Genomic DNA, 18,752 nt, shown 5'->3' with positions numbered 1-18,752 from the left:
TGACCACATGAGCCGTAATGAGCCTGGCCGCCAATTGATCAACGAACTCGAACGCCAACGCGATCTGTTGCGCCGCCAACAAGAGCGTGATCAGCGGATTTTGACCACGTTGTATGCAATCGGCTTGGTTGCACGTGACCATCCGTCGCTGCGCGTCATGTTCGAGACCATTGTGCATGAGTTACACAACGTGTTTGAGTTTGATTCCTGTTACCTCGCCCTGTGTGATGAACAGCCCGAACGGTTTAGGGCGGCGCTCTTGTATGATGAGGGGCTTGTCGAATTTCTTGAAAACCGTGAATATGGCTATCTGACCGGTCTCATTGTGCGTCGGCGCGAGCCGATCCTCTTCGGCGATCTGGTTGTCGAGCGTGATACAACATTGCCGACAGTCCCCTTTGGCAATGTTACGAAACTCTCGCGTTCGTGGGTTGGAGTGCCGCTGATGATCAGTGAGGCGGTTATCGGGGTGATTTCCCTCCAGAGCTACGAACCTTATCGCTACAATCAAGAGACTGTCGATCTGTTACAGCGGGTGGCTAATGTCATTGCGTTGGCGCTTGAAAATGTCGTTCTCAACGCCGAGCAGGATCGGCTCAGCCGTGAATTGGCCGAGCAACTGGCCGCTCGGAGTGAGGAGTTGGCCTCGCTTAGCCGATTGGCTGCAACGTTGGTTGATCCCCGTCCACTCGATGAGGTGCTCAATGAGTCGTTATCAATTGCGCTGACAACGCTGCACTTTGATGCCGGTAATGTGCGATTACTCGATGAAACCGGTACTCTTTTAGTATTGCGCGCCCAACAGGGTTTTACTGAGGAGTATGTTGAGCAAACGTACCAGGTGCCAATCGAGATAAGTCCGCTCCGTGAGGTGATTACCAACGTCCAACCCCGGATTATCGAGCGCGAGTGGTATGCGCGCTACGATCCGGCACAATTTCCATTACACCTCTTCCCACGCTTCGAGTCGACGATTAACTTACCGTTGGTCGTTGGCCGGCGAGTATTGGGTACATTAAGCCTGTTTGGTTTTAGCCCACGTGAATTAGCCCCTCACGAATTGGTGCTGGCGCAGGCAGTCGCGAATCAAATCGCCATTCTGATCGAACACAGCCGTTTAACTGAAGAGCGTGAACGACAAATTTCCGAATTGCGCGCGATGCGCGAGATCAGCCTCGCCGCTTCGACGACCCAAACTGCTCACGAGTTGTTGCAACGGGCTGCAACCGAGTTAAGCGCCTGTATGGCTCTTGATGTGTTTTCGATGGTGATTTATGATCCAGTGCGCCATTTGATCAGCGATGGGATTACGCTCGATGAGGGAAATGTCTACCGATACTGGATTAGTCAACCACCACCACCCCGTTCACTGACCGCCTGGATTCTGCGTGAGTGTCAGCCGATTTTTCTCAATAATTTGCCCTCTGAAATTACAACATTGCCTGATGTTGAAGGGGTGATCATCGGCGTCGATCGGATGGCGCAATCGTGGATTGGTTGGCCGTTACTCGATCGCGATGGTCGCCCGATCGGGGTTGTCTCCGTCCAGAGTTACCGGCCATACGCATTTACGCTCCGTGATATGGAGTTTCTCGGTAATGTGGCTGCGCAGTTGGCGTTGCACGTGCAAAATGTTACCTTGCAAGTTCAACGCACACGCCAGATTGCCGAGTTGCAGGCGATTAATCAAATCGGGACGCTGGTGGCGGCGTCGTATGATCTTGACCGCATTTTTCACGAAGTCCGGCGCATCGTGGTCGATTTGACGGAGGCTTCTGTCTTTTATCTGTTGCTGTGTGACCCAGACACGCGCGTGGTGCAGTATGCCGTTTTTGTTGAGCATCACCATCAATTTGGGGCCGAGTTGATGGGTCGCCCGATACCTTCTCGCTCCCTCACCGATTGGCTCCTGATCCAACGTCGTTCATTACGTTTCGATGATCTGAGTGTCGAACGTGATCGGATCGAAGCGTTAGGCATCCAACCGTATCCGATAGGTTCATCCCACCTCATGCGTTCGTGGGTTGGAGTGCCGTTGTTAGCCCAGAACGAGGTTGCCATCGGCGTACTGGCGCTGCAAGATGAACGGCCGTACCGCTACGATGATGGCACGGTCGATTTCCTTGCCCAAATTGCCAGTCTCCTCAGCTTGGCAGTGCAGAAGGTGCGTCTGTTTGAAGAACGCGAACGACAGGCCAAAGAGAATGCGTGGCTGTTCAAGGAGGCGCAAGCACACGCGATTGCTGCCGAGCGACAGGCGGCCCGGATGGCGTTGGTTAACCGTATCGCCAGCTTACTCGCTACCCGCCTTGATCAACAGGCGATTCTTGAAATCGCTACTCGTGAATTGGTGCAGTTATTCTGGGCCGATCATACCGGTCTGGTGTTGTTCCAGGATAATGAAACCGGTGTGGTGGCCGCTGAATATCCGCAGATTGGGATACTGGATACTAAGATTCCTCTCCGTGGCAATCCGCTGGTTAACGCATTACAAACCACGCGCCATCCACAGGTGATCCACGATATTGCTACCGATCCTCGCGCCACAACGTTACGTGAATACTGGCAGTCAATAGGAATACGTTCGCTGGTCATCGTGCCACTGATCAGTCGTGATCAGGTGTTTGGCTCGATCTCGTTTGATAGTTTTGGTGAACCTCGTTCCTATACTGAGGACGAGTTGGAATTGATGATGACCGTTGCAACATCGGTGGCGACAGCCTATGCAAATGCGATGCTCTTTGCCGCCGAGCAAGAACAACGCCGAACTGCCGAGACGTTGCGCGAAGTGGCCCGGGTGCTGAGTTCGAGCTTTGATCCGCACGAAGTTTTGCCGCTTGTGCTGGCCGAATTGCGTAAGCTGATCAACTATGATACGGCAACGATTATGTTGGTCGATGGTTCGGTCTTGCGGATTGCCGCAGCGAGTGGCTGGCCGGCCGATAGTGTGCCGCTTGGGCGTACCTTGCCGGTTGCAGCGAGTGGCGCCGGTAACGTCGTTCGCCAACGCAAGCCGATCTTGTTGGTTGCTCCACCTAACGGTACGATTTGGCCGAAAGGTGATATGGGCGACCGGATTTTGACGTGGCTCGGTGTCCCCCTGATTTCCAAAGGCCGCGTGCTCGGCGTACTCAATATCGACTCGTACCGCCGGAATGCATTCAATGCACGTGATCTTGAGGTGGCGCAGACGTTTGCCAACCATGCCGCCATCGCTATCGAAAATGCTCAGCTTTACCAAGAGTCGGTGGCACGGGTTGAGCAAGAACTCGCAATTGCACGCCAGATACAATCAAACCTCTTCCCGCGCACGCTACCGAGCTGTTCGGGAGTGTCGATTGCAGCACGTTGTTTACCCGCCCGTGAAACCGGTGGCGATTTCTACGATGTGATCGACCTTGGCTCGCGAATTGGGATAATCATCGGTGATGTGAGCGGGAAGTCGTTGCCGGCGGCGATGTTGATGGCCGTGGCGCGTTCAACTGCCCGCTCCGAGGCGCGTAATCACGAGCTTCCTCGTTTGATGATGGCCGAGACTAACCGCTGGTTGGTTGAGGATGTGCCACGGAATACCTTTGTCGCTCTTGGCTATGCTTTGATCGATCCAATAGAGCATCGGTTGATTTTGTCTAATGCCGGTCAATTGGCGCCGTTGCTACGTCATAGTGATGGGCGCACCAGCTTTCTAGAAACTGCCGGGGCGCTGCCGCTCGGTATGCAGCGTGATGCCCGTTACAATCAGATCGAACTCGAATTATGCTCCGGTGATACGTTGGTGTTCTACACCGATGGGGTGGTCGAAGCCCAGAATCGGCAACATGAGCTGTTCGGTTTTGACCGGCTCGAACGTTTGGTTCGCCATTGGGGTCATTTGCCTCCCGAAGCATTGCTTGAACGGTTGCTGGCTGAAGTGCGATCGTTTAGCGAAGGCTGTTCGGTTCACGATGATATGACGATCGTGATTGTGCATATGGAGCCTGAAACGAACATGCACAGTGGTGCATAATATCGCATCATGGAAAAGGTTATAAGTACAGGAAACGTGCGCGTATTGTTGCCCTGTCCGACGACCGGCCCTTTGCAGCTTCGCGCCTTTGCGTTTTTGGGGGCGCGGTCGACGCGGTGGTCCAGCTCACCGACTCGACATCCTATGCAGCTTCGCGCCTTTGCGTTTTTGGGGGCGCGGTCCCGACTCGACATCCCATGCGGCTTCGCGCCTTTGCGTTTTTGGGGGCGCGGTCCCGACTCGCTATGCAGCTTCGCGCCTTTGCGTTTTTGGGGGTGGGAAGGGATATTGTGCTTTCGCGCACGTTCTTGAGAGCAGTAAGCTGTGCTAAGTGTTGTTGAACCAGCCGCGCTGTGGCTCTTTGCTATCGCCGTTCCTATCCTCTTCTTTATGTGGTTAGGTTGGGCCGATCTGCGTCGTCGCCTTGGCCGATGGCGGGTATGGGCGCTGCTGATCGTGCGATTGGGTTTGCTAACGGCTTTGGTGTTGGCGATGGCCGGCTTGCAGATCGGTCGTCCGGTGTGGGCAACGGCGACGGTGTTTCTAATCGATGCAAGCGACTCGATCGCACCCGTCCAGCGCACAGCAATCCTTGACTATCTCGCGCAAGCCCAAGCTAACGCCGATCCCGATGACCGTATGGCTGTAGTTGTGTTTGGGGCGCGGGCGGCTGTCGAACGTATTGCTGAACCGCCGTATCCGCTCAACCGGATCGATACGCCGGTGCTTTCCTCACGGACGAACATTGCCGATGCGATTGAGCTTGGTCTAGCCCTTTTGCCGGCTGCAATGCACCAGCGTTTGGTACTACTCTCCGATGGCGGCGCGAATGAGGGCGATACATTGGCTGCTGCTCGGCTAGCGGCGGCCCGTGGTGTACCGATTGAGGTGGTGCCGCTCGTGATCGAACGGGCCGCTGATGCGTTGATTACGGCGTTTGTAGCGCCGAAGACGGCTCAGACTGAGCAGACAATTCCCCTTACTGTGACGATCGAGAGCGCGGTCAGTGGTGCGGCGACGGTGCAATTGCTCGTCGATGGTCAGTTGCAGACGGAGGTGCCGCTCGATTTGGTGATCGGTGATAATCAACTCACGATCACCGCACCTGCCGGCGAACCCGGTTTTCGTCAGTTTGAAGTGCGTCTCGTTGCCCCTTTCGATACCCAACCGGCGAATAATCGAGCGGTGGCTTTTACCTTTGTCAGTGGCCCTCCCCGCCTCCTTCTCCTTACCACAACCCCCGATCAGGTTGCTGCCTTGGTCGCAGCCTGGCAAGCTACCGGTATCACGGTTGTGGTGAACGAACCTTCACAAGCGCCGGCCGATCCGCGCGCGCTGCGTGCGTTCGATACCATTGCATTGGTTGATACACCGGCAGATCAGATGCCAACCGCCTTGCAACGTGCGTTGACAACTTACGTCCGTGAGCACGGTGGTGGCTTGCTCGTGATCGGCGGCCCTCGCTCGTTTGGTGCCGGCGGTTGGCGTCGTACCTTGTTAGAACCAATCTTACCGGTTGCACTCGATCCGCCGCTCCGCGAAGAACGACCTGATCTGGCATTGGTGTTGGTGATCGATCGCAGTGGTAGTATGCGCGAGGTCGTTGATGATGGGCGCACCCAGATCGATCTGGCACGTGAAGCTGTCTATCAGGCTAGTCGTGGTTTGACCCAGCGCGATCAGATAGCCTTGATCGCTTTCGATAGTGTTGCCGATACGTTGTTACCGTTACAGCCATTGCCTGATCTCTTCACCATTGAAGGCGCCCTCAGTCGCTTGGTGGCCGGTGGTGGGACGAATATTCGCAGTGGTATCGCCTTGGCTGCCGAGACAATTGCGACCTCGCAGGCCCGGATCCGTCATGTAATCCTTCTCACCGACGGGGTCTCCGAGACGGAATATGCCGATCTCGTTGCTGATCTCCGTGCTCAAGGTGTTACCGTCAGTGCCATTGCAATCGGACTAGATACCGATCCGGCGCTCGAACGAGTGGCCCAAATCGGTGGTGGGAAGTACTATCTGGTGCAACGCGTCCCGGATTTGCCACGGGTTGTGCTCGAAGAGACAGTACGGGTAGCCGATCGTGATGTAATCGAAGAGCCGTTCAGACCGGTATTAGCGCTCCCCACTGCGTGGTTGCGTGAGCTAGGGCCGCTGCCACTATTGCGCGGTCGGAATGCGGCATCTGCCCGCTCTACCTCCCGCGTGTTGTTGATGGCCGAAGATGGTGCGCCGCTGCTGGCAACGGCGCAGGTTGGTTTGGGTCGTGTTGTGGCCTGGACGAGCGATCTGAGTGGACGATGGGCAGCGGCATGGTTGACGTGGTCGGATTTTCCGCGCTTTGCCGCAAATCTGGTTGCCGAAGCGTTGCCGTTGGGTAACGATCAACGGCTAGCCGTTACTACGACTGTCAATGCGAACCGCGTCGAAATCGAGGTGCTGGCTCGTGACGAACTCGGTCGTCCCCTTGAACTCGGCGAGCTTCATAATCGGGTCAGTGGTCTCGAAGCGAGTTTCGAGCTGTCGTTTAGCCAAGTGGCTCCTGATCGGTATCGGGCGGTCACGACCATCGATCAGATTGGCGCCTATCTTGTACAAATCGGTGCAAGCGATAGCGCCGGTCAACCTTTAGGCAACGTGACCACCGCTTTTGCGATCAATTTCCTTCCTGAATATGGCCGGTTGGCCGCCAATCCCGGCTTACTCGCCGACATCGCTGCGCTAACCGGTGGGTCTGTTGATCCACCGCCAGAAACGGTCTTCACGCCAACTACACAACCGGTTTACGAAGTGCGGTCGGTGACAATCCCACTCCTCTGGATAGCACTCGTGTTGTTACCGATCGATGTCGCTTTGCGTCGCTTGTTGGTGCCATTGACTGAGCTACCATCGGCAATCGGCAAGTCACGGTCGCGGACGACTGCTGCGCCTGTCCCGTCGTCCTCATCGTCTGACCGGCCATCACCATCTTCGCCTGACGCATCTGATGCACTGCGACGGCCACTGAGTGATGAAGAGCGAATCGCTGCCTTACTGACAGCAAAACGACGCCGGCGTAAAGAACCATAACGGTTTATGCTATACTGCCTATAAGGTGTTGTAGTGTAGCGACGGAGCAGCCCATGTCAACTGAACAACCAACAGTCGTCGTGCGGCCCACCGTCACTTTTGTTGTTGCCGGTGATGAGGAGCTGGAACGCCCGTATCGTGTCATCGTGCAAAACGATGATGTGACGCCGATGGATTTTGTGGTCATCGTATTGCGGGTCTTTTTTGGTCTTGATCTGGCGCGGGCCGAACAAGTGATGCTTACTGCCCATTACGAAGGGCACGCACTGGTGACGGTGTTGCCGTTCCAAGAGGCTCAAGAACGGGTGTATCAAGCGCATCATGCGGCTCGTGAGGCCGGTTATCCTCTCACCTTCTACCTCGAGCCTGATTCGTAGGGGCATACTCGTACCGTCGGTGGTTGATGGGTACGTCTTCCACAACCGATGACACACAACGTTGTAGTAGTCTATCAAGGAGCAAGCCCACTGCTATGAACTTCCGGCCACGTTTGTTTGCCACTGCCCTGCTTTGCGTGGCTCTTCTTGCCGGGTGTACCACGTCACCGCGTTCGTCTGTAGTTACCGATTCCGCGAAGATCTCGGCAGCAGTACAACCTCCGTCGACACCGATCCCTCTCCCACCGTTGGTCCCGGTCTATGCTGATGGTACCGAAATTGCCGGTGTGCCTGTAGGTGGTTTGAGCATGGCAGAAGCGCAGACCTTACTGACCACTGCGTTGCCTGCACCAACGACACCGATCCTACTGGTCGCCGGAGATGTTCGCCAACCCATTGATCCGGCGGCTATTCGTTTGCGTCCCGATCTGAATCAGTTGCTGGCAGCGGCTGCTCCGGCACTCGGTAGTGGTACACCGCTGAAGGTGCCGGTGCAATACTCGTTTGATGCAACTGCTCTTCACGCCAAGCTTGCCGAGTTCGCCGCTGCATCGGCCCTTTCTCCAACGTTTACCGTTATCACCTCGACCGATGTGCTTTCACGCAGTTTTGCCTATCTGCCCGGACGGGCTATTGATCTGGATCGCTCGCTGGAAATTGTCAGCAGCTTACTCCGCCGTGGTCAGTTTACCCATCCGATCTACCTGACGCGCTGGCCAACGTCTGAAGTCCCACGAGTCCCTCCCGAACAACTGACCGAACAACTCGAAGCACTGGTGGCTGAATGGGACGGTGTGATCGGAATCTATCTGTACGATCTGCAAACCGGTACCGAAACGGCAATCAATGCACGTACCGTCTTCGCCGGGACAAGTACCATCAAGACGGCAATCATGCTGTATGGCTATACCAAATTGGCGTCGTTCACCGAAGATCAGTGGCAACAGATGCGGGCAATGATTATCGAAAGCGATAATCTGGCCGCCAACGATATTTTGGCCGCCGGCGTCGGTGGTACAAATACCGAGAGTGCGTTTCGCGGCGCCGAAGAGATGAGTGATATGCTGGCCGATTTGGGGCTAGAGTATCTTTATCTGTACATCCCCTTCGAGTCACTTGATTACATTCGGCTGTACAATGTGAAGTTTCGTTGTGGCCCGAAGGACCCGGTCGGCGAACCGCCCTACGCCGAAACCGGTTGTGCCCTCCGTGCGACACCGTATGCCATCGGCCAGCTCTATCGTATGATCGATGAGTGTGCCCGAGGTGAGGGGGTTTTGCTCGAGAAATTTGATCTGCTTAGTCCCGAACGTTGTCAAGAGATGCTCGATCTGTTAGCCGAAAATGCAGATACGACCCGTATGGTCGCCGGGTTGCCGCCAAATATTCGGGTTGAACACAAGTCGGGCTGGATCGAACATACGCAAGCCGATACCGGTATTGTCCGTTCGCCCGGTGGTGATTATGTACTGACAGTCTATGTGTATAAGCCGCTTGGTGATCGGTGGGCTTGGCCCGACGAACTGCTCGGCGGTGCAATTGCCGATGTTAGTCGCCTCGTGTACACTGCTTACAACCCGATCCGACTCGATCGCTTACCGCAGAAGTGAGCTATGACGATGTCACCGATTAAGCGTATGGTGCTCTATAAACACGGTGTCGGTTATTTTGAACGTCGTGGTCAATTCCATGGCGAGACGTTGACGTTGAGCTTTCCCCTCACCGCGATGGACGACGTGTTGAAGAGCCTGATCGTGATCGACCGCAGTGGACAGGTGCGCAATATCGATTTTACGACTCCCGAAGATCGCGCTGACCGGTTAGCGCGGTCCGGTTTTCATCTTTCTCAAGAGCAGAGTTTGCTCGATTTATTATGCGATCTGCGTGGCCGATCTGTGCGGCTCACCCTTGCCGGTAAGCAAGCTGAACAAGTCAAAGGTTTAGTCATTGGGGTTGATGTTGAACATGAGCAACCGTTGCGTCGGGCATTGGTCAGCCTGTACCTGAGCGATCAACGGGTGGTACGACCGTTTGCTCTTGACGACATCGTTCAAGTCGAATTGCTTGAGGAAGTCATCCATAATGATCTCATCTTTTTCCTACACGCCGACCATGGCGATCGGAGCGACCGCTTGGTCACCGTTCACCTTACACCCGGCAACCACGATTTGCTGATCGGTTATGTGGCGCCGGCGCCGGCCTGGCGGGTGAGCTATCGCTTGCTGTTCGAGGAGGACGGTAACGAGGCTCGTTGTTGGTTACAGGGGTGGGGTCTGTTCGATAACCTTTTAGACGAGGATCTGCGTGATGTAGAGGTGACATTAGTCGCCGGTCAGCCGATCTCGTTTCGTTACCAGTTGTATCAACCACAGACGCCTGATCGACCCGTTGTCATCGATCGACCGCCTCCATCACCGAAGCCGAAAAGAAGAGCGTCGCTTTTGGAAGAAAGTGTTAGTGAGGATGACATACAAATACACGCTCTTGCGGTGTTTGATTCAACAGAAGCGGCTGAAAGTACACCAACGGCAGCTTCCGGTGAGGATCGTGATGTGCTCTTTGCCTATCGTGTTCACCAGCCGGTGAGTGTCGGACGCGGTCAGTCGGCGATGGCGCCTATTGTCGGTTCCTACCTGCCGGCGCGGCGTGTCCTTGTTTACAACTCAAAACAGATGAATCGCTATCCCTTTGTCGCCTTGTTTCTCACCAATACCACCGACTTGACTCTCGAGCAAGGTCCGGTAACGGTCTTGATCGGCGGTGAGTATACCGGTGAAGCGGTCGTACCGTTTACCCGTGCCGGCGCAGAGATCAAAGTGCTCTACGCTGCCGAGTTAGGGGTGACGGTGAGTGAATCATTTGATGTCCAAAATATATTGCAGAGTATTCGTTTGGGGCAAGGCGATTTGATTGCCGATTCGTACCTTCTGACGTTTTCCCGGTACAAGATTACCAGTACATTGGCCAAATCGTGTACGGTTATCATTGAACATACGCTCTCGGATAATGCCGAAATTGTTGACACACCACCGCCACAGAGCCAAACCAACGAATTGGCAAGCTGGAATGTTGAAGTGCCGGCCTTCGGTAGTGTCGAGTTCACGGTTTGCGAACGCTCCCCTGGCTCACGTTACGAAACAATTTCCAGTCTGACCGGTGAAAAGTTGCAAGCGTGGTTACACGATAAAGTTATCGACGACACAACCTTTCAGCGCTTGTCATGTGTTTTGAATCTGTTGCGCCAAATTGATGCTGCCAAACAGCAGATTGTCGAGTATGAGCGCGAGCAGCAGCGCATCTTCGAGCGTCAAAAGCGTTTACAGCAACAGCTCACACCTTTGCATAGCGATGGTAAGCAAGGGGCGTTGCGGCAGCGGTATGTCGCGACGTTAGATCAGCTTGAAAATTAGCTCGAACAGATTGAGGCAGCCATCGCAGCCATCACCGATCAACAGAATCTGATCAAAAAGCTCAAAGATCGGCTTGATCACATGCTGAGCCAATTACAATAATAACGTACTGCAATGGATCGCACTCTTCGTACAACGTTGTTCGTGGCGTTGGCCGGTGGTGTCGGCTGGGTGATTGCACTGGCAACCTATTATCCGCTTGCCGAGAATCGTAACCCTGAGATATTACGCTGGCTCGCCTTGGTCATCCTTGCGACACCGCTGGCGACGTTTATCGGCTGGGTATTCGCGTGCCGTGATGAGTGGCGATTAGCCGCTGCTTGTTGTGGTGCGCTCTACTTTTTCACACCCTTTGTTGCGGCTCGTATCGAGAGTGTACTCGCCCCCGACGCGGCACGCCAAACCGTGGGTCCACATACCGTCTATTTCGTCAGTGTATTAGCCATCCATCTGGTTGGAGTCTTGGGGTTGGTATGGTGGCGGAGCCGGTTTTCAATCGCTTCTTCCGAAGGTTAACGTCCTACCAGCGGGATAAACACCTGATGGCGTAGGGTAATCTCCCGCGGGACACTCACCAGACCGGTTGCATCACGAAAACGCACGAATAGACGTGGTACGTCGCTTTCTGACCAACGCCAGCGTACCTCCGGGAACAGCGGTAACCATGGCGTATCGGCAAAGTCGGGCTGTGTGCTGAATTGCATTTCGACCGGTAGTTCAGCATCGTGCACGTTAAAATGCAAGCGCACCGTCACTTGATCGATCCATTCGCTATCTACATCAACGTGTGGTGGTAGATTAACTCGTACCGTCTGGCTAACTACAGTGGTATTACCCGCCCGATCAATATACCGGATAGATACCACATGCTCACCCTTCACCGCCGGCAAACGCCATCGGTAACTGTCGTAGTACGGCAATGGATCGCTCAGTTCATTGTTGATCCCAAGAATGACCGCTGCAATGACACCATTATCGTCGAGAGCGTTAGTATCAATTCGGACGACTTGGTCGATAACCGGTATCGGCTCTGCGCTAAGCGGCGGCATTGTGGCTAAATCGGCAATCTCCTCTGCTGTTAACGGACGGTTGTAGACGGCCAGTTCATCAAATCGCACCCCGGCTCCTGGACCATCACTACTAAAACGACCGAGGTGCAAGAGAGTGCCACCGATTGTCGGTAAGGCAGTATTGCTCCGCTCTGCAACCAGCACACCATCGATATAAAGCGCTTTCGTACCACTCGTTGCTTCCCAACTCACCGCAAAATGGTGCCATCCCGGCGATAAGGTGTCCGGTACACTCAATTGATCCTCCCCCTTATCGGCATCCTGCACCGTCCAGAACGTCCATTGGGCGCTCCCTTGCAGACCTAACCGGTCTCGTCGCAGCGCCAGGGTTCCCGTATACACCGGTGCCCCCGTTGGGTCAGCACTCGTCGCGAAGAGGTAATGACGGTTGCGACTATTGACCGGATAGTCGGTCGGAATGTCTACCCACAAACTAATCGTCCCCTGCGCGAGATCGAGGTTACCGGTTGTGGGGAAGGCCAAGGAACCACGCTCACTGTTCCACGCTTGCCCAAAACGCCCTGCTTCAAAGCGAAGTACACCGGTGATCTGGGGCAACCCTTGCCCTACCGTGTGGAGGGGATGCCCATCAAAAGTGACAGCCAATAGCAGATCAGACGGTGGAGTGACCCGCATTGTGCCAATCGGCGGTGTTGTGTCGCTAGGTGGTGGTAGGTTATCGGGTGGGGTAAAGTCATACTGTCCAATCAGATCGGGATGCCACAGCCACGTGCTTGTCGCACAACCGGCGTACATAGGGCAAGGATCGACACCGGGACCATACCAACCATACGGATCGACTTGTTTACGTATCCCGCCTTCCCAACGGCGTACTTCAAAGTGGAGATGGGGTGTACCACTTACCCCACTAGCACCACTGAACCCAATCGGCTGACCGGCCATGACCGACACACCGTTGCCGGTGTTAAAGATAGGATCGAGCGCACTCAAATGCCAGTAGACAGTTTCATAGCCGTTTGGGTGAACAATCACTACACCCAACCCGCGCGCTTCGTTAAAGGCGTAGGCTGTTCCGGCAGCGGCAGCGAGAATAGGTGTAGTAAACGGTGCATCTGGAAAGACATAATCGTGCCCATCGTGGCTGTTGTATTGGAGATTACGCCGACCCAGATAGTCAACCATCTCACTATTGCCATCACTGCCAAGATCAACCATAGGGTACATGTGATCGAAATAAGCCAAATGGATAACACGTGTACCCAGTGGCCATGGCGCACGCAACCAACCTGTGCTCAACGAGGCAATCGTTGCCGGAGGAGCCAGTTGCCCATCAAAATAGGTGCGCAATGCGGTATGTGTGGCCTTTACCGCCGCTAACCATGCTGTCGAATCGCGACCGTGTGCCAAGAAACGCTTGATCGCAATCCATTCTGCCGGTTCATCGAGCGACAGGGTTAGTGTTAAACCATCACTCAGGCGAAGTGTCGGAGGTTGTTGGTAAGGCCCCAATCCGGCACGCAATTCACGACTGGCCCATTCAATTTGCGCGACGAAACCATCAGGGCCGTGGCGTCCGAAAGGATACGAAATTGCTTCTGCCGGTGGTGACGGATTACTCAAGAGACCGGCAGTTGCTTCGAGCAGCGCAAGGATTAGAAACGGACTAACTCCAAAATAGCTACTCTGCTCCTCAATGATCTGAGCTGCACTACGTCCATCAAAGGTGAGATCGCGTAACTGTCCCGGTTGATCGGCTAAAAACTCGGCAACACTCCACCCACCCGCCGGCTGTGCGTGTACCGATGTAGCTGCGACGAGTAAGCACAAGATTATGAGCCAGCGGGCAAATCGGTGCATAGTTCGCCAACACAGAATCAAGACATTTCGGCGCTGCTGCGTCTACTTATAATACCGCAGACAGCGCCGATTAGTTCCGCAACGGATGTCAATTTGGTTAACGACGAGTCGTCGTCCGTACCGGCTGTGGGTGAGTGGTCTCGTAAGCCGCGATAGCCGCTTCTTGTTGAAGCAGAAAGCCGAGCTGATCGACTCCGTGTAGCAGGCAATACTTACTAAACGCATCGATAGGAAAATGTACCTGCCGGCCATCGGGTAAGGTGACAGTCTGCGCTGATAGATCAATCGTTAGCACCATGTGAGGGTCATTCGCATACATGATCACTAATTCATCGTAGATACTTTGCTCGACCGTTACCGGTAACAACCCGATCTTGAGCGCGTTACTCCGAAAAATGTCGGCAAACGAGGGAGCGATCACGGCTTGGAAACCGTAGTCTTGCAAAGCCCATGGCGCGTGCTCACGTGAGCTACCGCAGCCAAAATTGCGACCGCTAATGAGAATAGTAGCCCCTGCTGCTTCTGGCCGATTCAGCGGAAAATCGGGGTTGAGGGTCCCGTCGGGTAGGTAGCGCCATGCCTCAAACAACCCCACAGCCAAACCGCTCTTGTCTGTGACTTTGAGAAAACGCGCCGGAATGATCTGATCGGTGTCAATATTCTCAATCGGTAAGGTGACCGCTTTGCCGGTAATCGTTGAAATCGGTTGCATGTCCATCTCCTGTAAACCTTGGCTTGTGCCCTCTGCGCCTTTGCGTTCTTCGCGCCTTTGCGTTCTTCGCGCCTTTGCGTTCTTCGCGCCTTTGCGTTCTTCGCGCCTTTGCGTTCTTAGCGCCTTTGCGTTCTTCGCGCCTTTGCGTTCTTCGCGCCTTTGCGTTCTTAGCGCCTTTGCGTTAACAATGTGCGCGGATCGGTAACCACTCCGGTGACCGCTGCTGCCGCCGCTGTCAACGGACTAGCCAACATTGTGCGGGCACCCGGCCCCTGTCGCCCCTCGAAGTTACGGTTGGAGGTGCTAATCGCATACTTACCCGGCGGTACCTTATCGTCGTTCATTCCCAAACAAGCGCTGCAACCAGCTTCGCGCCATTCAGCGCCTGCCTCCTTGAAAATCCGATCCAGTCCCTCAGCTTCCGCCGCACGCTTCACCTGCTGCGAACCCGGCACCACCATGACCCGAACCCCCGGCGCCACCTTACGTCCACGGAAGAACTGCGCTGCCTGTCGCAGATCCGACAAGCGCGAGTTCGTACATGAACCGATAAAGACAACATCAACCGGATGACCGAGGAGCGGCTTCCCTGGCTCAAGACCCATATATGCCAGCGCTTTATCGAGTGCCACCCGGCTACGCGCATCAGGCATCTCTTCAGGTCGGGGGATTGGTGCATCAATCGGAATCCCCATACCGGGATTCGTCCCATAGGTGATCATCGGCTTCAAATCACTAGCCGACAACGTCAGTTCGTGATCGAAAACCGCCCCTTCGTCGGTTGGGAGCGTGCGCCAGTAAGCGACTGCTGCCTCGAATGCAGCCCCTTTCGGAGCAAATGGACGACCGGCAATATACTCGAACGTCGTATCATCAGGTGCGATCATTCCGGCGCGAGCTCCACCCTCGATACTCATATTGCAGATCGTCATCCGCTCTTCCATTGAGAGCGTGCGAATAGCTTCACCCATATACTCAAAAACATAGCCGGTGCCACCACCGACACCATATTTCGCAATCAGAGCCAAGATAATGTCTTTAGCAGTCACGCCAGGACCAAGCCGACCGTCGATCCGCACAGCGCAGGTCTTAGGTTTGCGCTGTAGGAGACATTGCGTCGCCAGAACATGACCGACTTCCGAAGTGCCGATGCCAAAGGCCAACGCTCCAAACGCACCGTGAGTACTAGTATGACTATCACCGCATACAATCGTCATACCCGGCTGAGTCAGCCCCTGTTCCGGCCCGATCACGTGGACAATCCCCTGATTCTCATCACCCAACTCGAACAACGGAATCCCAAATTCGGCGCAATTCTTCCGCAATTGCTCAAGCTGACTCAGGGCCATCGGGTCAACAACCGGGATAATACCCAGATGATTACGGGGTGTTGTTGGTGTACTGTGATCCATCGTTGCTAACGTCTTGTCTGGTCGGCGCACACGCAATCCGCGCTGGCGCAGTTCGGTAAATGCCTGTGGTGACGTTACTTCGTGGATCAGGTGCAGATCGATGTAAAGAACAGCCGGTGTTTCCGGTGTCTCTGGACGCACCAGGTGAGATTCCCAGACCTTTTCAAATAACGTGCGCGGTTTATCCATCCTTACTACTCCTTGCTACGGCTAGTGATGATTGCCGTTGCTTCCTTTCCAGCGCGGATAACTGCCAAAAATCTTCAGCATTCCAGTACGTTCGCGAATCCGTTCAAGGGCACGTGCAACATGTGGTTCGTGCCGATGTCCGTTGATATCAACCAAAAAGATATATTGCCCTAGAATCGCACGGGTTGGTCGCGATTCAAGTTTCGTCATATTAATATTTTCAGCGGCCAATTCCTGCAACGCACTAACCAAACTACCGGGGCGATCCTCACGGGTGAAACCGAAGCAGAAACTCGTCTTATCATCGCCGGTCGGTGGAGCATCTTCGTGTGCCAAAACCACAAAGCGGGTAACGTTATGCGGACTATCGGCGATCTCACGTGCTAAAATACTTGCTCCCACCAGCTCGGCAGCACGGAGCGTACCGATAGCTGCTGCCGGACGCTCATCGGCCATCGCTTCAGCCGGTGCAGCCGAATTGCTCAGCGATGCGACGGTGATCACACCGGGTAGGCATCGTTCAACGAAACGGCGGCACTGGGCAAGTGACTGGGGGTGCGCGTACAAGACTTTAATGTCGCTCAACTGTAAACCGGGTCGGGCCAGCAAATATTGTCGAATCGGTACGACAATCTCGCCCGTGATTTGTAAATTGGTCTCGTGGATCAGTAAGTCAAGCGTATAGCTGACGCTCCCCTCAAGTAAATTCTCAATCGGTAAGACACCGACCGTCGCTGCTGCGGTTTCAATTGCCGTCACGACGGCTGGGATGCTTGCGAGAGGTAACAAACGCACTTCTCGACCGGCAGCATACGCCAGCGCAGCCTCTTCACTAAATGTCCCCGGTGGACCGAGGTAGGCAATCGTTTGCATACAACATCAATGACAACAACCAGATACTTTGTACCACCTGCACAAGAACGGTATGTGGGTGGGAGCAGATGAACCCTGCCCCCACCCATCGTATCGTCCGTTACCCTAATGTACTGCCGCCAAAAATGTCCACCGGCAGGGTTGTTGCTTCACCACTATACCCGGCAGAATATGCCATCGCCTCAGCCTTGATCCGCTCTTGGCGGGCGGTCAGCATCTTGTTCAACGCCGCCATATACGCTTGCGCAGCGGCAACAATCGTGTCGGTATGAACACCATACCCACTGAAGATCTGCTGGTACTGCCGGCGGCCGGTCAAGCTTGTTGCCGTGCTACTACTTTCCGAAAGGCGTGCCGACGAACCCTGCTCGCGAATGCGAACCGTTACTTCGGCGACAGCATCAAGCCCCTCGGTAATGGCGTTAATCGAAAACTCGATCAACTCATTTGGCCGCTGAATAATCCGGTTGATCGCCTGATACACTGCATCGACCGGGCCGGTGCCTTGTGCGCTATCCACTTTAGCTTGACCATCAGGGCCGATCAGCCGCACCGTTGCGGTTGGGATCATGCCAACCCCTGAAGCGTACTGCACGTGATCGAGTTTGTACAGCTCTGGGGTGTGCTGCATCTCACCTGCGATCAGCGCCTCGATGTCGCGATCATCAACTTTCTTCTTGCGGTCACACAGATCCTTAAAGCGGGCGAAGACATGCTGGAATTCGTCATCGTTCAGCTTGTACCCCTTCTCTTCGAGATACTTGCGGAAAGCATGACGCCCAGAGTGTTTACCGAGTACCAGCGTATTGCTATCGAAACCGACCGTCTCGGCGCTCATGATCTCGTAGGTCTGGCGATACTTCAAAACGCCGTCTTGATGGATACCCGATTCGTGGGCAAACGCATTCGCACCCACAATCGCCTTGTTCGGCGGTACGGGCACACCGATAAAACTACTGACCAGTCGTGAGGTACGTGCAATCTCGCGCGTATTGATACGGGTGCGCAGTCCGTAATACTGTTGGCGGGTATGCAGCGCCATCACCACTTCTTCGAGTGAAGCATTGCCGGCTCGCTCGCCGATCCCGTTAATCGTACACTCCACCTGCCGTGCGCCTGCTCGCACTCCGGCCAGTGAATTGGCCACGGCCATGCCTAAGTCGTCGTGGCAGTGGGTCGAGAGGATGCAGTTCTCGATCCCCGGCACGTTCTCGCGCAAATCACGGATCATTGCACCGTACTCATCGGGGGTGAGATAGCCGACCGTATCGGGGATGTTCAACGTCGTGGCGCCGGCAGCTACCGCCACCGCCACCGCCTCCCGTAAGAAGAGTGGATCGGTACGTCCGGCATCCATCGGTGAGAACTCGACATCCTCGCACAGGGAACGGGCATAGCTCACCATCTCATGGATCAGGTGCAGCGCTTCGGCCCGAGTCTTGCGGAATTGATACTCCAGATGAATATCTGAAGTTGACATAAAAGTGTGAATGCGCTTCTTGGCGGCGGGCTGGATCGCGCTCCACGCCTTATCAATGTCGTCGCGGTTGGCACGGGCCAGGGCGGCAATGATCGGACCATCAGGTGTCCCGATTTCGCGGGCAATCTCGTGAACGGCAGCCCAGTCGCCGGGCGATGCCGCCGGGAAGCCGGCTTCGATAATGTCGACGTTGAGGCGGGCAAGTTGGCGTGCGACTTCCAGTTTCTCCTCTAGTGTCATTGTACAGCCGGGAGCTTGCTCGCCATCACGGAGGGTCGTGTCGAAAATACGGACGTATTCTACACTCGGTTCGGTGGTGTTGGTCATACATTGCCT

11 protein-coding genes are annotated in these 18,752 nt (G+C 55.0%); 6 read left to right on the top strand and 5 right to left on the bottom strand.

Annotated features, from left to right (window positions below; all coding sequences use genetic code 11):
- Positions 1–7: 7 nt before the first annotated feature.
- The 6 genes from ACP5OT_RS03565 (at position 8) to ACP5OT_RS03540 (ending at position 11,378) form a co-directional block, all read left to right on the top strand.
- Positions 8–4,006: a GAF domain-containing protein gene (locus ACP5OT_RS03565; RefSeq protein WP_428112314.1), complete on the top strand. Its 3,999-nt coding sequence runs from the start codon at positions 8–10 to the stop codon at positions 4,004–4,006.
- A gap of 324 nt (positions 4,007–4,330) precedes the next feature.
- On the top strand, positions 4,331–7,075 hold the full coding sequence (locus ACP5OT_RS03560; protein WP_428131343.1) for a VWA domain-containing protein: 2,745 nt from the start codon (positions 4,331–4,333) through the stop codon (positions 7,073–7,075).
- Positions 7,076–7,128: 53 nt separating this feature from the next.
- On the top strand, positions 7,129–7,452 hold the full coding sequence (locus tag ACP5OT_RS03555) for an ATP-dependent Clp protease adaptor ClpS (protein WP_424676634.1): 324 nt from the start codon (positions 7,129–7,131) through the stop codon (positions 7,450–7,452).
- A 95-nt stretch (positions 7,453–7,547) separates the two neighbouring features.
- Complete coding sequence (locus ACP5OT_RS03550; protein ID WP_428131341.1) at positions 7,548–9,062, top strand: serine hydrolase; 1,515 nt, start codon at positions 7,548–7,550, stop codon at positions 9,060–9,062.
- Between the two features lie 3 nt (positions 9,063–9,065).
- Positions 9,066–10,862 carry a hypothetical protein gene (locus ACP5OT_RS03545; RefSeq protein WP_428112319.1) on the top strand — a complete coding sequence of 599 codons (1,797 nt, stop codon included), beginning with the start codon at positions 9,066–9,068 and terminating at the stop codon, positions 10,860–10,862.
- Between the two features lie 114 nt (positions 10,863–10,976).
- Complete coding sequence (locus ACP5OT_RS03540) at positions 10,977–11,378, top strand: hypothetical protein (protein WP_424676631.1); 402 nt, start codon at positions 10,977–10,979, stop codon at positions 11,376–11,378.
- Here ACP5OT_RS03540 and ACP5OT_RS03535 read toward each other — a convergent pair.
- The 5 genes from ACP5OT_RS03535 to ACP5OT_RS03515 all read right to left on the bottom strand — a co-directional run bounded on the left by ACP5OT_RS03535 (position 11,375) and on the right by ACP5OT_RS03515 (position 18,743).
- A complete protein-coding gene (locus tag ACP5OT_RS03535; protein WP_424676630.1) occupies positions 11,375–13,750 on the bottom strand; it encodes a LamG-like jellyroll fold domain-containing protein in 2,376 nt (791 codons plus the stop codon). The two genes, ACP5OT_RS03540 and ACP5OT_RS03535, sit on opposite strands and share 4 nt — an antisense overlap.
- A 97-nt stretch (positions 13,751–13,847) precedes the next feature.
- The gene (gene leuD / locus ACP5OT_RS03530) at positions 13,848–14,462 is read right to left on the bottom strand and encodes a 3-isopropylmalate dehydratase small subunit (protein ID WP_428112323.1); all 615 of its coding nucleotides are present in this window, start codon (positions 14,460–14,462) and stop codon (positions 13,848–13,850) included.
- Between the two features lie 167 nt (positions 14,463–14,629).
- Entirely contained in the window at positions 14,630–16,063 is a 1,434-nt protein-coding gene (gene leuC / locus ACP5OT_RS03525) for a 3-isopropylmalate dehydratase large subunit (RefSeq protein ID WP_424677558.1), read from the bottom strand.
- 21 nt (positions 16,064–16,084) lie between these two features.
- Positions 16,085–16,936 (bottom strand): prephenate dehydratase, encoded by an 852-nt coding sequence (pheA, locus tag ACP5OT_RS03520; RefSeq protein WP_424677559.1) that lies wholly within the window; start codon positions 16,934–16,936, stop codon positions 16,085–16,087.
- Positions 16,937–17,036: 100 nt separating this feature from the next.
- Positions 17,037–18,743, bottom strand: a complete 1,707-nt coding sequence (locus tag ACP5OT_RS03515; protein ID WP_428131338.1) for a 2-isopropylmalate synthase — start codon at positions 18,741–18,743, stop codon at positions 17,037–17,039.
- Between the last annotated feature and the right edge of the window lie 9 nt (positions 18,744–18,752).

Origin of the sequence: Chloroflexus sp. (assembly GCF_049970315.1) — a bacterium.
Classification (GTDB): domain Bacteria; phylum Chloroflexota; class Chloroflexia; order Chloroflexales; family Chloroflexaceae; genus Chloroflexus.
Note: the sequence above shows the minus strand (reverse complement) of the source record. Positions and strands in the feature narration are given on the sequence as shown.

Excerpts from the sequence above, each read along its gene's own strand:
- leuD (WP_428112323.1), bottom strand. The coding sequence starts at position 14,462 with ATGCAACCGATTTCAACGATTACCGGCAAAGCGGTCACCTTACCGATT.
- ACP5OT_RS03515 (WP_428131338.1), bottom strand. The coding sequence starts at position 18,743 with ATGACCAACACCACCGAACCGAGTGTAGAATACGTCCGTATTTTCGAC.
- ACP5OT_RS03565 (WP_428112314.1), top strand. The coding sequence starts at position 8 with ATGAGCCGTAATGAGCCTGGCCGCCAATTGATCAACGAACTCGAACGC.
- ACP5OT_RS03535 (WP_424676630.1), bottom strand. The coding sequence starts at position 13,750 with ATGCACCGATTTGCCCGCTGGCTCATAATCTTGTGCTTACTCGTCGCA.
- leuC (WP_424677558.1), bottom strand. The coding sequence starts at position 16,063 with ATGGATAAACCGCGCACGTTATTTGAAAAGGTCTGGGAATCTCACCTG.
- ACP5OT_RS03545 (WP_428112319.1), top strand. The coding sequence starts at position 9,066 with ATGACGATGTCACCGATTAAGCGTATGGTGCTCTATAAACACGGTGTC.
- ACP5OT_RS03555 (WP_424676634.1), top strand. The coding sequence starts at position 7,129 with ATGTCAACTGAACAACCAACAGTCGTCGTGCGGCCCACCGTCACTTTT.
- pheA (WP_424677559.1), bottom strand. The coding sequence starts at position 16,936 with ATGCAAACGATTGCCTACCTCGGTCCACCGGGGACATTTAGTGAAGAG.
- ACP5OT_RS03550 (WP_428131341.1), top strand. The coding sequence starts at position 7,548 with ATGAACTTCCGGCCACGTTTGTTTGCCACTGCCCTGCTTTGCGTGGCT.
- ACP5OT_RS03540 (WP_424676631.1), top strand. The coding sequence starts at position 10,977 with ATGGATCGCACTCTTCGTACAACGTTGTTCGTGGCGTTGGCCGGTGGT.